Below are 15,046 nucleotides of genomic sequence, written 5' to 3' on the forward strand. Positions count from 1 at the left end.
AATATTTATTTTTCATATTTCTCCCTTTCGATGAAAGCATTAATCTCTTCAGCCCAAGAATACTGAGCCATATATTCGCCATGATAAAGCTTTCTGCCCTCTACACTGTTTTCTACCCATTTAAAGTAGTCGCACTGGATACATTCTAAGTTTGACAGTCCAATCTGGCCTCTTGCACTATATATTATTTTTCCACATCCAAGCTGGTTCATCACATCCTGCAAATCTTTTTTCAGCATCCTGTAGTACGAATCATGACCATCTTCCTCCCATAGAGTTGCAATTACTTCCTTTGAAGTACATCTTGTGCCCTTTCTGTGAACAAGATATGCCAGAAGCTCCTTTGTCTTTTCAAATTTAAATTTTACAGGTTTTCCATCTATACGTATCTCAAAATTTCCAAAGCAGGTTATCTGTATCCTCCGTTCCTCTTCCCCTACTGGATTCTCCTGAGATGAATATCTAAGATTTTCAAGTGCATGACGTATCTGCTCCACATTTGCTGGCTTCATGATATAATCACTGGCATCCAATTTAAATGCCTCTCCCATATGATCCGAATAACCAGTCACAAATATGAAATTGGTCTTAGGGTACAATTTTTTAAGCTTGTTGGCAAACTCTATCCCATTTAATCCCGGCATTTGTATATCAATGAAGCACACATGAAACTGCTGCTGCTTGGCAAGCTCCAGTGACTGAACAGGATTATTTGCCATTACAATTTCTGCTTTTTCATCAACTTCACATATTAATGCTACAAGATACTCTGCTGCAATTATCTCATCGTCCAATACTAAGTATTTCACGTCGTTCACCACTCTCCAGTCTTACATTTTTTCTTTCTCCCGGAATAATAATTTTTACAGTTGTTCCAATTCCTATAAGACTTGTAATTTCCATTTTTGCTTTAACCATACTTTTTAGCCGTTCATTTACATTATGTATGCCAACATGAGGCTTTCCATCATTTAATGCCTTGTCTATTTCAAAGCCTATTCCATTATCTTCAATTATTATGATGTGATCCCTTCCCTGCTTTTCTGTAGAAATCTTTATTGTTCCTCCCTCAAGCTTTTTGCATATTCCGTGCTTGACTGCATTTTCCACAATTGGCTGCAACGTCAGTCTTGGCATATTAAAATCATCTGATTTTATATCATATTCTACCTTTACCCGATCCCCAAATCTCAGTTTTTCTATATCAAGATAAATATTTGTATACTCCAGCTCCTGAGAAAAAGGATGTGTGTCATTTTCGCCCATGCTATACATATTTTCCCTAAGATATCTGGAAAATTTTATAGTAGTTTCCTCTGCAAGCTTCGGATTTGCTCGGCAAAGTGCAGTGATAGTATTTAATGTATTGTATAAGAAGTGAGGCTGTATCTGTGAAAGCATCAATGATACTCTTTGTTCCCTCAGCTTTATTTCCTTTTCCTCATTTACCTGCTGTGATATATATACATGTATTACAAGGTAATAAAACAAAAATGCTACAGCATAAGTTTCGTTCAATATTCCCGCTCGTACCCCTATTGATTCCATAATATTTGCAGTCATCAGCCAAGCTATACAGAAGAAGACTCCAAGAGGATTTACATCTGTTTTTTTATAAAATTCCATATTCAATATAAGAAGGAATATAACCCAATATACCCAGTCCGTAACAATAAAGGTATATCCCACAAGTCCAAGTTCAAGGCTTCCATCGGATCCAAAATAAAATACATTATTTTTAAAAAATGCACCACAGTAAAAAAGGAAATTCACTATGGCGGGAACATAGATTAATTTATTTTTTGGTTTCACCATATTTATGATTGTAGCCATAACCAAAGGTTTTAGAGAGTAATAGGTTATACCTGTTATGATGAGCGGCAATCCCACCATAGCTTGCTCCTTAAGATAATTCATATAGAACTCCGCTATAGACAGAATCAAAAGCAGTGTCATATTTATAACCATTCGTTTTTTTATAAATATATCTACTGCGGATTTCATGAAAACAACAAAATATATCCCCACTACCATTGCAATAAGTATATAGTTTTCAACAAGATAATTTTGCAAATATGTCTCTTTCACGTACTTCACCTCATACTATTTAAAAACACTTTAAACTGCCTAGCCTCATTTCAAATCAAGTGAGCTTTAGCGACTTTTCGCAAAATGGATATGTCATTTTTTCACTTCCATATAAGCATACAATAACTAACACTAAGAATTTTATTTTTACTTGAGGAAATTGCATAATTAGCATTTTCAAAATAGAAATTGAAACAACATGATAGCAAAGGCTCGTTTTCGAGCTAATTTAAAATCCTATTCAAATTGTAATTTGCTAAGCAATATTTTCCTCCATAAATTCTATTATTATGTTACCTTATTAGGCAACTTTCTTAATCTGATTTTTTATATTTAATGCAATTGTTCCTGAGATTAATACTATGCAATTTAATAATGCATGCATTTTTGCTTTTTTAATACCCTTAGATCTTATGTTATCAGTATTTAGATACTCCTTAAGCCTACTATTGCATCTTTCAACAGATGTTCTGCTATTATACTGTTTCTGCCATTGTTTACTGGATCTTAATGGATATCCATTAAGTCTAGGATTTTCTTTGTAATTGAGTTTTAGTGTGTATCCATAATTTGAATTAGAACACCAAGTCATTCCATGAGGGCAATTGCATCTGCCTACAGCATGAGGGCATCTAAATTTTATATAATCACTATCTTTTCTCCAATAAACTAGTTTATATCCTGCAGAGTAGATAGGATCAAAATCTTCATCTAATCCTTCTGGTGGAGCGTAGCTTCCTCTAGGATTGTATGCAATGATTGGAATCCCTTGAAATTTATTAACTATATCGTTATAAATATAGTCATAATCATATCCAGAATCCATTGAATAATAAGTTGTATTAAAGTGGTTTTTGTAGTGATTCTTAAATTGTTTAATCAATGGTATTGCAACTGTTCCATCATGTACACTAGCTGGAGTAATTTTTATATCTAACGGTAACTCGCTTTTACAGTCACATAGAATATGCAATTTCCAGCCAAACCATCGTATGTTATTACCGTTTGTATCTCGCTTCATACCCCAGTTAGGATGTGTTCCATCATCGATAATTTTTGATTTAGGAACCGCAGCTTCATAGCAATTTAGTTTAGTTGAATCAATAGATACATTATTTCCATCAATGATATCTTGTTCTTTAGCTTTAATAACTAAATCATGAAATAAGGTCTCTAATTCGTTTGATTCAGCTAATTTTTCTAAAAATCTACTGAAAGTTGATTCTGATGGTGTTTTTCCTAAAACTTCAAAGCCACAAGAATATCTTAAAATTGGATTTTCTTTAAGTTTTAGAACCAAATCTTTTATAGTTGGGATTCTTTCAACTTGCATTGCAAGCAAAGAGTATATTAAACATACAGGATCATAGCCTTTCGGACCTTTTTCAGAACTTGATTTTCTAATGCTGCTAGCTAAAGTAGAAATATCTAATTGTGAGAAAATCATTTCTAATTTTGTTTCTTGTTGAAAACTAATAATTTCTTCAAAGGAAAATAAGGTTGTTTGTCGAATATACATTAAGTGGTTTCGCTCCCTTCGGGTATTAGGTTTGGTCACTTAGTATATTCGACACTGTGGGGTGAAACCCATTTTTGTATTCAAAAATATTTAGTAAAATCAACACTTAGAAATTATGAAATTTGCTCATTTATAATATTACTATATCATTTTTACTTAATTAATCAATATGCACATGTGGAGTCTGTATCTGATGTTACTTTCAAACTTCTTAAATAGCATTTTCATACTTCCGATTATGTTGAGCGTAATCTTTTTCTCCATCTATCTGCCACATTTACAACAACTAATTTCGAGTAGTTATTGGACTTTAACTTGTCGTGCAGTCTTATATTTTTCGTTCTGCAATATCTTCTTCACAGTTTCTGATCTCCACTTTAGACTAGAGCTGCTATCAAAAGATAAAAAATAAGACTTCCAGCAGTCGGTGATTGTTAGCGAAAGTCTGGAAAGCTCTGATTTAAGACTTTCTAGACCTATTTATCTTTGCGTGACATCAAGACAACTGTCTCCACGTGTGTCATATGTGGAAACATATTATAAAAAGACCGCCGTTACTTGTGGTACGGTTCACCCTTATTAAATAAATACATTGTTTTTAGTAACCGTCAAAGATTTTCTGCCTAGTAGTTTGTACCTTACTTTGCTAGAATAACAGATAACAAAATCTATTGTATAGGAGGAGTTACCTGTTATGAAGGAAGAATCACCAGCTATTGACTAGGAAGATATTTTGAATAGATTTTCTTTACATAAAGGAACTATTAGATCTTTTTGCAAAGAAAATAACATTAGCATCCATCAACTATATTACAGAAGAAAAAATATCAAAAAGAAAGATCATCAAGTATTTCATGCTATCAACATTAAAGAAAAAACTTCTAAAAACGTATCTACTACATCTACATCGTATCCAGCAAATAGTATTAAAATTGAGATAGGAAAAGCCAAAATATATATTCAAAATAATGACAAGGCTTCTCTATCATCCGTTTTGGAAGCGATTATGAAGACATGTTAAATATAGATAAAATAGATACAGTATACTTAGCCTGTGGGGCTACTGATCTTAGGAAAAGTATTGATGGATTAAGTATCATTGTTCAAACCCAGTTTCAGCTAGATCCTTTTGAAAAGGCATTATTTGTTTTTTGTAATAGACAGATGAATAAGCTTAAAATACTACATTTTGATGATGGATTTTGGTTATACTACCATCGCTTAGAAAGAAATAAGTTTAAATGGCCTATGTCAAAAGAAGAAGCCCTTAAAATTACAGTAGAAGAATTAAGATGGTTGCTTAAAGGATACGAAGTAAGAACTGTTTCAAAATTTAAACCAATCAAAGGGAAAAATCATTTCTAAAAGATACCACAAAATCAAATTGGAGCTTAAAAATTCAATGATTTTGTGGTATAATTACCTGAATTTTAATAAAAAATGAGGGTAAAAATATGAGTGATTTGTTCAACAAAAATCAGTTAGATAAAAAAACTAAAGAACTGATTTCAAAAATGGAAAAAGAAATTGCATCTAAGGATAAAGAAATTACTAATCTAAAAAATGAGTTATTCTACCTTAAAAATCAAATTTTAAATAAAAATAGAAAAATATTCGGCTCTTCTAGTGAGCAAACAAACTCAATGCAAATATCCATCTTTGATGAAGCTGAAAAATTCAGCAATTTAAAAATAGAAGAACCAACAATAGAAGAAATCACTTACAAGAGAAATAAGCCCTCTAAAAATATAGGTAAAAAAGATAATTTAGCGAATTTAGAAAAAGTAGTGATTGAACATAAATTAGATGAAAATGAACAAGTCTGCGAAAAATGCTCATCAGATTTAGTAGTTATAGGGAAGAAATCAAAAGAGATTCTGAAAATAATTCCAGCAAAATTATATGTAGAAGAGCATATAATCTATAGCTATGCCTGTAAATCCTGTGAAAAAAGAGATGATCAGGCAAATATTATAACAACAAAAGCTCCTAGTACCTTACTATATAAAAGTATGGCATCAAATGAGATACTTAGTCATGTGATCAATTTAAAGTATCAGTATGCGATGCCTTTATACAGGCAAGAATCATACTTTAAAATGATGGGAGCAAAGCTTTCAAGACAAACCTTATCAAATTGGATCATAAAATCGGCAAATGCACTCATACCTATTTATGACCTTATGAAAGAAGAGCTTGTAAAAAGAGACTATATTCAAGCTGATGAAACCACCCTTCGGGTAATAGATGATAAGGGAAAAGATTCAAAGAAAAAGAAATATATGTGGCTTTATAAATCTCCAAGCAAAAAAGCCCCAATAGTCCTTTATGACTATCAAAAGACAAGGTCAGGTTCTTGCCCTAAGAACTTTCTAAAAGATTTTGCTGGGGTTATTCAAACAGATGGTTATACAGGTTATAATCAGATTGAAAATGTAAAAAGGATATATTGTCTAGCTCACATAAGAAGAAAATTTCATGAAATTATAGTAAATCTAAATGAAGAAGCCCTAAAAGAATCAAGAGCATTAATAGGGTTTAATTATTGTGCCAAGCTTTATAAAATCGAAAAAAAGCTTAGAGAAGAGCATAGTGAAAAAGAAGATTACTATAATATACGTTATAAAACAAGACTTGAAAAATCTAAGCCAATAATAGAAGAATTTATGAATTATGTAGATAGAGAAATAAAAGATGCAGTGCTTAGAAGTCCACTAGGAAAAGTGCTAGAATACACAAAGAAACTTTTACCAAATTTCTTTATCTTTTTAGAAAATGGAACACTTGAAATAGATAATAATGGAGCTGAAAGATCCATAAAGCCATTTGTAATAGGTCGTAAAAACTGGCTCTTTTCAGCATCATCAAAAGGAGCAGATTCAAGTGCACTGCTTTATAGTATTATAGAAACAGCAAAGCTTAATCACCTAGCAGTAGAAAAATATCTACTATACTTAATGGATGAATTATCAAAGCTTCAAAACAAAGATAAATCATCTTTATCAAAACTTCTTCCTTGGGCCAGTGAAATCCCAAAAGAACTAAAAATTTAACTTAAAAAAGATTAATCCAGTAAGAGATAATTCTGCTACTGGATTAAATTTTATCAGGTATTAAATTTATTTTCTATGCATCTATTTTTTGACGGATACGAACAAATCACTCATGTTTTTACCCTCATTTTTTATTAAAATTCAGGTAATTATACCACAAAATCATTGAATTTTTAAGCTCCAATTTGATTTTGTGGTATCTTTTAGAAATGATTTTTCCCTTTGATTGGTTTAAATTTTGAAACAGTTCTTACTTCGTATCCTTTAAGCAACCATCTTAATTCTTCTACTGTAATTTTAAGGGCTTCTTCTTTTGACATAGGCCATTTAAACTTATTTCTTTCTAAGCGATGGTAGTATAACCAAAATCCATCATCAAAATGTAGTATTTTAAGCTTATTCATCTGTCTATTACAAAAAACAAATAATGCCTTTTCAAAAGGATCTAGCTGAAACTGGGTTTGAACAATGATACTTAATCCATCAATACTTTTCCTAAGATCAGTAGCCCCACAGGCTAAGTATACTGTATCTATTTTATCTATATTTAACATGTCTTCATAATCGCTTCCAAAACGGATGATAGAGAAGCCTTGTCATTATTTTGAATATATATTTTGGCTTTTCCTATCTCAATTTTAATACTATTTGCTGGATACGATGTAGATGTAGTAGATACGTTTTTAGAAGTTTTTTCTTTAATGTTGATAGCATGAAATACTTGATGATCTTTCTTTTTGATATTTTTTCTTCTGTAATATAGTTGATGGATGCTAATGTTATTTTCTTTGCAAAAAGATCTAATAGTTCCTTTATGTAAAGAAAATCTATTCAAAATATCTTCCCAGTCAATAGCTGGTGATTCTTCCTTCATAACAGGTAACTCCTCCTATACAATAGATTTTGTTATCTGTTATTCTAGCAAAGTAAGGTACAAACTACTAGGCAGAAAATCTTTGACGGTTACATAAATATAGCTGAAATATTAGTTTTTAACTAATGTTTCAGCTGTAAATTTTAACCCTCATATTTTTGTATTTTACCTATTATTTTAATTTTTAAGCATAAAAAAACATTTATTCTTCTATTATTAAAAAAATAAATGCTTTTCTTAATTACATCTTTTTCTTTATTTTTCATTTAATACCACATGTATTTGAGAATTGAAAATTCCAATTTTCACTGAACATAAACAATTTTGCTATTACAGATAGCGTTCTCGAAGTTCGCGATCGCGCCTTACTCATACTCCACTTATAACTCCATAGCCATCATACATCCGTACTTGCGCAACACCTAGTCCTAAGATTGGCATGTCGCTAACTCGCGTATTAGATGAAAGATTAAATGATTATGCTCTATTAATAATGCTGTACAGTTCACAGATTTTTTCATCAATTATCTTGTCAATTTTTTTCTTATTCTCGTTGAATCTCATCACACGTTCTTTTTTATTATTTGGATCTTGAAAAATATCCAAAACCGTTGAACAACCCTTTTTATTGAAAAAATCAATACTTGAACTATTTGTATAAGGAACAATTGAAGATTCCTTTTTGTTTATAACTACACCTTTTGCCTTAAACTTGCCTAATACTTTGCGTAAGTTTTCATCGAAAGTTAAGAAAACAGGTATAGAGAATTCTGCTTTATCATTATCTATAATAAACCTTTCCATCACTCTAGTAGCCTGAAAATCCCATGCTATATTACTTATTTCCTTCTTCAATTGAGGATGACTTTTACCTCTCTGTATATATTTAAATATCTGATAATGACCTTTATTTTCAAAATAATCAAATGCAATCCTACTTTCTCGTTCATAAAAAATACCAATTTCGTCATAACAATATTTTATAAAATCAGGCATTTTGTTTTTTGCAGATTTTTTACTCTTCATGCCAACAATTAACATGCCTATTATCATTACCATCAATATTTTTTTCTGGACTATCGTTGATTCTAATACTTCCTTTCCTCTATGTGAATTATAGAATCCATTTATAATCTCATCAGCAAATATATACGCTTCACTCTCACTTATTGTAAATTCTATTTTTCCTGTTGATTTATAAATATTTTTATCAATACTTTTAAACAATTCTAAATTAACAAGATTTTTATAGAACTTTCCTATATCATCTTCTCTTGTCTTCTTATCCTTGCCTTTCGCCAAATATACATTTTCATAGTTTTCTAATAAGTAGAAGTAATAATCATAGTTAATATCTTCTTTGAGCAAAATATCAATTGTATTGTAAAACCTATAATCTGTAGTCACTTTAGAAGAATCATTTAAAAAATCATTTATATATCTAGTAAAATTCGAATCAAATGATACTGAGTGATCAATAGTAAAAGTATAACTTCCTAAACCTGCATTTTTCATTTCTTCAAAAACACTTTTACTTAGAAAATAAAAATTGCTAGATTGAAAATATGGTTCAAAATATGTTGCTTCTCTATTTAATATTTTTTGTAACTTGTCATTTAAAAGAATATTGGTACCTTCATCTAAACACGTTTGAATTGAATACTCACTATAATCTCCTAAAATGCTTGTCCATCCACTATACACATCAGATGGTGTTTTTGAATAAATTAATTCATATAAAGCATACAAGATTTTTTCGCTCATACAATCCCTCCATTTAATCTCTCGTCTAACGTTTCTAGAATGTTACAAACAGTCCACATGCTTTTTGCGGACTGTTTGCAAATGCTATATTATATGATGTTTAGAACCAATCCTCTGTAACAATCACTTATTCAATATTATACAATTTACTTTCAAAGAAATCTTCGTTCTCTATTATATCTCAAACTCAATATTGTAAATATCTTTTATAGTAATATTCTCAATAATACCATCAACAAAGGATGTAAAAGTTAAACTTACTGGCAAATTGTATTCTCTAGTATTTCTAACCCCTTGTAATGTTTTAATATTATCAGTATTCATAATTCCACTAAGAGTATATGTTCCTAAAAATACATGAAAACTTATCTCTCCTGTTAACCTTTTGAAAATTTTAATAGAAACTATTCCTGATTCATCACGGAATGTACTAAAACTTCCATTATATGATTTGTCTTCATATTCAATATTTAATTTTTCAATGTCTGAATGTTTATATTCTATCTTCAACTGTCTTATGACTTCTCTTTTTATTTTTTTGAAATAGTCTTGATCCTCAATACTATAGGCAACAAGTCTACATAATGAAATCCCTAGTTCTTCAGAGTCAGAACTAACAAAAAACCACATCCCTCTTGTATTGTTTTTCGTTTTTTGTTTATTATTTTTATTCCTAATAAAAATGCTACTCTCATTAGTATTTTTTAGATTCTCTAAAGAATTTTTTAAAATTACATCTCTCTCAATGTCTTCTTGATCTAAATCTTTTCCAATAGCTCTTAAGCTTGGTATTCTATTAAACAACGCGAATTCTGAAATACTAGTTATTTTTATATCATTGTTATTTAGATTTAGTGTAATTATATATGCACATTCATAACCAATATCAGTAATATTAATTTCATGATTCTGAGCGTCAAATTGGTTTATAGATAGTGAAAAATGCTTCAATGCATTGGTCTTATCCCCCAATCTACAATATAATAAAGCAATATTGCTATGGCATATTTTGCACTCAGTATCGTTAATAAGTGCATTCTGAAAGTAATTCATGGAGTCTTCGTTCTCATTTAAATCTTTTAACAATGTAGCTAGATTAATAAAAGCTTCATTTCTTTTTTGTGAGATTGCAATGGCATTTACATAACATTCCTTAGCTTCTTCTATTCTAAATAGTGAAGCTAGTAGGATTCCTTTATTGATATATGCATCATAGAACTTATTGTTTATATGTATTGCTTTATCATAGAATTCCAAAGCTAATTCTACTTCATTAGCAGAAACATAGCATATTGCTATATTAAAATATATTTTAGCATTTTCTTGAATCTCAATAGACCTTTCAAATGCTTTAATTGATTTTTGATGTCTTTTCATACAGTAATATAGTAATCCCAAACTATTCCATATATGAGAACACTTACTATTTAATGATATTGCTTTGTTGAGAAATTCCTCAGCTCCTCTGTAATTTCCGATACTAGCAAGATAATTCCCAAACAACTCATAAGTTTCAGCCCTATTTGGATGTTCAATGTATAATTTATTAACAATTTCAGAAACTGTATCAATCTCACAAATATTTAATGCACAGACCCCAGCATTATACTTCAACCAAAAATTACTCTGAAATGTTTCTGTTAAACTCATAAATATGTCATAAGCATTTTCATATTCATTTTTTTTAACAGATTCATAAGCTTTGTTGATTTTATTTTCCATTTCACCTGTAATCTCACTATCTAAATCTGTAAACCCAATCTCACTTAAAGTATCTGAAAAACTTGCGATATTCGTTGACAATCGGTGGTAATACCTAGACAAAATTATTGCTAAATCAGCTAATGCACTCTCATTAAACAGTGATTTTGTACTAACCTGTATTAAAGTATCTTCTGCGTTATCAACCCTTGTCCAATATAGTGACTTATTAGCATCATCATATACTACTAAGATTACTGGACGTCCACTACTTGCCCAATGATCTAAATTTTCTTGTGTTACAGTAATAGAGGTAGTATTTTTTTTAGTAATATAAGGTTTTGTTCGAGATTTTAACTGTACACTAATTCTTTTCTTAGGTACATTGACATGTGCCAACTCAATATCACCATCAATACCCTTATCATGATCTTTCTCATTCCTAAACAATATTCCGAGTTCACTACAAACATATGTAAAATACCCTGTTCCTCGTTGATCCACTAATCTGTTATTTTCTTTTGTCATACTCCACCGCTCTTCATCTAATACAAAAAATTACAGGAAGAGATATATCAAAATGTCCTCACTGTAGCTCTATCAACCTTAATAGGTTTATTTGTTGCAAATCTCCTCCTATCACTGTAAAAACTTCATAACATTAAAAATATGCCCTATTATGATGAGAGGGAAATGCTGTCCATATTTCTTTGTTTTATCTTATTTTTGTATATTCGCTATTATATTTTTTAACTAAACATTTAATTTATTTGAAAAATTATCCAATAAAAAACCATTCTTTCCCTATAGTAACTACCTATATTCCCGCAGTTTCGCGCTATCTTAATTATCCAAAGTTAGGCGAGGTAAATTTAATTTCAAACTCAAGTCCTTATTTTAGGGGTTGAGCTTTTTTACACCTACCTTCGTATAATTTGCTATGGATAATGGGAAGCTACTTTATTTTATATTCTTTTTAACCTACCCTTTTCCAAATATGCCAACATAAGTACCGAAGTATCAACATTCTCTCTAGCCGCCAATACATTTAGCTCAACAATTATCAGTGGGACATCATTTTCAAGTTTATGATGCCTTAAGAATTTAGACATTAGATCATATAAATATTTTCTCTTGGGTTTTGTCATTTCTTTATACATTTTTATTGTATATTCCGGTTTCATAATACTACCAGTAAACATTTTGGTAACAGTTAATATATCATACATTTTCTGTACATAACCCATAAATTTACTCATACTCCTTCCACAATTTTTGAACTTCTTCAAATTCTAGTATATCTTTATGATGTGTAATAAGTTTTTTAACATCTTCTATTTGACTTTTTTCATAATAGTAGAATATAATTTTTTTGATTTTTTGATTATTATCAATCATCTCAAATATATGAATATCATTATTTGGAGATAAACCAACTATAGTTAATGTACCTTTGATAGCTTCAAACTCTTTTATCGGATAATTCTCATCAAATTTCATATCTGGATTATTAATTTTTATTTTAATTGTCTCATACAGATTCTTTACTAAAATATTTTCATCATTTTTCCACATATCAACATCTTGTTGAATCTCTGGCTTTTCTATATATCCTTTTGCAAATTTATCCATTCCTTCATTTGCTAAAATCGCCTGCTTAATAATAAATAGTTTTGAGTTTCCACTATAAGAAGTCAACGCATTTGAATATAAGTAAAAATGCTCATCATCTATTACACAGTTATTTATTGGCCTATCAGACAAACTATTCCTTAAAGAATTCGGTTTATATATATCTTTTTTTATATAAAATGAGCCATGTAAATAGTTTATTTTCTGACCACTAAATATTTCAACATTTTTATCGTAGTTTGTTGTAAATATATCTTGAAACTGTCCAAAAAACTCCTTGAGACCATTTGGATAATTGTAATATATCTTTTCAACTTTTCCATGATTATATATAGAATAGAGAAAAAAGCATTTTAATGCCTCTCTAATATAAAATTTATCTGGATTATATATCTTATTTTTATAGCAAAAAAGATCATATATTAAATAATAATCTTCAAACCCAACATCCACTAAATTAATACTGTCCCATTTTTCATAGCGTTCAATAAAATCATTCAAACTGTTCTTTTCATCCGTTGTAAAAGCATATTGATCATACTTATGATCTAGTATATCACCTATTTGAGCATATAAATATCCCAAAAGTTGCAGTATAAGAACAGGTTCATCTACTATGATGTGTCTTGGATAATCTTGCTGTTTAGTTTCATTTATTGCACGTAAAATTATTTCTCTATTTGAATTCTCTTTATCGCCAAATTGAATGTTTATTCCATTCCCGAATAACAGTGTATTTTTTGTATCCATGTAATCCCCCCGATTATATTTGCAGCAAAACACATTAAATTTTCAGCTTTCCATTATTAGCCTAATAGATATATAGATAATTGTATCCAAGCATATCTTACAAATATTGTAATTACACTTTTTTAAAAAATAATTATCTAATTTCATATCCACAGCTATATTTATTTATGCTTCATTGAGGAATTTTCGTCTTTACAAATTCTATAAATTTTTCTACGTTGTTACTAAGTTCTATTGCAGTCGGTATATTGGTAATGGCCACTTTTAATCCCATTATACAAGTCTTAATAAGTCCTTTCTTGGGTATATCTTTTTTCAATTCTTCTTGTATGGTTTCTATATTTTCCTCAATCATTTCTTTTTCATCTTTTGGAACATTGTCATCCAATAATTCTTTAATACTATCTACTAATTTTATTAATCCATCTGAATTAGTTCCATTATTTTGTATTGCATTAATTGTTGACTGATCTTTTGCAATATTAACTTGTTGACCATTAACTGTAATCATATATTTCACATCCTCATCATAACCCATTTCAATTCCTATTCTAGTTAAATAAGCTTCAATATGATTTATTAATACCAAAGTTACTCTATTGTTAAAATCTTTAACCATATCTTGATATGCTCTTGCGTCAGAATAACTCCTTGCTATTCCCACAATGTCTCCTTCAGTTTCTGAAATATATTTCAATATAGTATATACAGTATAAATTTCTTCTTCAATTGTATTCCCTAAATCAAATATTGCTCGTCCATAACTAGAGCTAACTTCCTGTACTTCTTGAGTAACATCAAAGTCTTTTCTTGTACATGCTCTAACATAATCATTAATTATTGATGTATTTTCAATATATCCTATAAACATTTTGAGTACAGAATAAATTTCTATATAAGAAACTCTAAGCAACCTATTTGCCATACAATTAAAGTTATAACTAATTATTTTTAATTCCTTTTTATTCAAATTCATCATACATCACCCCACAATACGGGCAGTAACTGCCACACATTTTTATTAAAGGTTTTATTTTGGCTTCTTTTTTGCAACATTTATATTTCTGCATCTCCAAAGCTTCAATACCTGATACAATAGGTGTTTCTATTTCTTTTGGTGGTCTCTTTCCAGCATTAAATGAAACTCCACACCCTTTAAACTGTTTTTCCCACTTTTTCATTTCGTCAAATATCCTATCCATTGCAATATTAGTCCCCATTTTCATTGCAAGTTCTATTACATCTTCTGTAAAGTAATTTTCACTTCTTAATCCACAGCATGGACACCAAATTTCTATAACGTTATCTTCTTCCATATCCCTTGGCTTCAATTTAAAAAACTCTCCACATAGTGGACACTGCAATAACACAAAACCATCATTATCCGCTGGAATAGATATTTCCATTTGTATATCAGTCATATGCTCGCCCCCTTCTATATTCTAATTTTCTATTACAGGTCTTTTTAATAACTGTACCTTTTCTATCTATTCTCCACTTAACTTCCCTTAAACAAATTAAAACTTTTAACTGTTCACAATTTGAGCTTAATACCCCTGTCAAAAGATTCAATTCTATTATTTTAATAAATTCATGTCGCTTGGCTATTGTCCAAGTATCCCAGAATTCAGGACTTATTACAATATTCTCAGCATATAGTGGTAA

14 protein-coding genes are annotated in these 15,046 nt (G+C 29.9%); 3 read left to right on the forward strand and 11 right to left on the reverse strand.

From position 1 onward, the window contains the following. Positions 1-5 precede the first annotated feature (5 nt). The 3 genes from KVH43_RS04310 to KVH43_RS04320 form a co-directional block, all read right to left on the reverse strand. Positions 6-809 (reverse strand): response regulator, encoded by an 804-nt coding sequence (locus KVH43_RS04310; protein WP_218283641.1) that lies wholly within the window; start codon positions 807-809, stop codon positions 6-8. Further along, positions 784-2,088 carry a sensor histidine kinase gene (locus KVH43_RS04315; RefSeq protein WP_218283642.1) on the reverse strand — a complete coding sequence of 435 codons (1,305 nt, stop codon included), beginning with the start codon at positions 2,086-2,088 and terminating at the stop codon, positions 784-786. The genes KVH43_RS04310 and KVH43_RS04315 overlap by 26 nt, the downstream gene beginning before the upstream one ends. 301 nt (positions 2,089-2,389) lie before the next feature. Continuing rightward, positions 2,390-3,607 (reverse strand): transposase, encoded by a 1,218-nt coding sequence (locus KVH43_RS04320; RefSeq protein WP_218283643.1) that lies wholly within the window; start codon positions 3,605-3,607, stop codon positions 2,390-2,392. Positions 3,608-4,340: 733 nt separating this feature from the next. On the opposite strand from KVH43_RS04320, the gene tnpA (KVH43_RS04325) reads away from it, so the two are divergent. The 3 genes from tnpA (KVH43_RS04325) (at position 4,341) to tnpC (ending at position 6,660) form a co-directional block, all read left to right on the forward strand. Further along, complete coding sequence (gene tnpA / locus KVH43_RS04325) at positions 4,341-4,628, forward strand: IS66 family insertion sequence element accessory protein TnpA (protein ID WP_218283644.1); 288 nt, start codon at positions 4,341-4,343, stop codon at positions 4,626-4,628. Beyond that, on the forward strand, positions 4,622-4,972 hold the full coding sequence (tnpB, locus tag KVH43_RS04330; protein WP_218283645.1) for an IS66 family insertion sequence element accessory protein TnpB: 351 nt from the start codon (positions 4,622-4,624) through the stop codon (positions 4,970-4,972). Before tnpA (KVH43_RS04325) ends, tnpB (KVH43_RS04330) begins: the two co-directional genes overlap by 7 nt. 89 nt (positions 4,973-5,061) lie before the next feature. Beyond that, positions 5,062-6,660, forward strand: a complete 1,599-nt coding sequence (tnpC, locus tag KVH43_RS04335) for an IS66 family transposase (RefSeq protein WP_218283646.1) — start codon at positions 5,062-5,064, stop codon at positions 6,658-6,660. Positions 6,661-6,863: 203 nt separating this feature from the next. Here the strand turns inward: tnpC and tnpB (KVH43_RS04340) are convergent, their stop codons facing one another. The 8 genes from tnpB (KVH43_RS04340) to KVH43_RS04375 form a co-directional block, all read right to left on the reverse strand. Then, on the reverse strand, positions 6,864-7,214 hold the full coding sequence (tnpB, locus tag KVH43_RS04340) for an IS66 family insertion sequence element accessory protein TnpB (protein WP_218283645.1): 351 nt from the start codon (positions 7,212-7,214) through the stop codon (positions 6,864-6,866). Further along, entirely contained in the window at positions 7,208-7,534 is a 327-nt protein-coding gene (tnpA, locus tag KVH43_RS04345) for an IS66 family insertion sequence element accessory protein TnpA (RefSeq protein WP_218283647.1), read from the reverse strand. The genes tnpB (KVH43_RS04340) and tnpA (KVH43_RS04345) overlap by 7 nt, the downstream gene beginning before the upstream one ends. A gap of 477 nt (positions 7,535-8,011) precedes the next feature. Then, positions 8,012-9,298, reverse strand: coding sequence for a hypothetical protein (locus KVH43_RS04350; protein WP_218283648.1), 1,287 nt, complete (start codon positions 9,296-9,298; stop codon positions 8,012-8,014). Between the two features lie 174 nt (positions 9,299-9,472). Beyond that, positions 9,473-11,527, reverse strand: a complete 2,055-nt coding sequence (locus tag KVH43_RS04355; protein ID WP_218283649.1) for a tetratricopeptide repeat protein — start codon at positions 11,525-11,527, stop codon at positions 9,473-9,475. 437 nt (positions 11,528-11,964) lie between these two features. Further along, on the reverse strand, positions 11,965-12,258 hold the full coding sequence (locus KVH43_RS04360) for a hypothetical protein (protein WP_218283650.1): 294 nt from the start codon (positions 12,256-12,258) through the stop codon (positions 11,965-11,967). Then, on the reverse strand, positions 12,251-13,381 hold the full coding sequence (locus KVH43_RS04365) for a hypothetical protein (protein WP_218283651.1): 1,131 nt from the start codon (positions 13,379-13,381) through the stop codon (positions 12,251-12,253). The genes KVH43_RS04360 and KVH43_RS04365 overlap by 8 nt, the downstream gene beginning before the upstream one ends. Positions 13,382-13,553: 172 nt before the next feature. After that, positions 13,554-14,357, reverse strand: coding sequence for a hypothetical protein (locus tag KVH43_RS04370; RefSeq protein ID WP_218283652.1), 804 nt, complete (start codon positions 14,355-14,357; stop codon positions 13,554-13,556). Then, positions 14,344-14,802, reverse strand: a complete 459-nt coding sequence (locus tag KVH43_RS04375; protein ID WP_218283653.1) for a TFIIB-type zinc ribbon-containing protein — start codon at positions 14,800-14,802, stop codon at positions 14,344-14,346. The genes KVH43_RS04370 and KVH43_RS04375 overlap by 14 nt, the downstream gene beginning before the upstream one ends. Positions 14,803-15,046 lie beyond the last annotated feature (244 nt).

Origin of the sequence: Crassaminicella indica (genome assembly GCF_019203185.1) — a bacterium.
Taxonomy (GTDB): domain Bacteria; phylum Bacillota; class Clostridia; order Peptostreptococcales; family Thermotaleaceae; genus Crassaminicella; species Crassaminicella indica.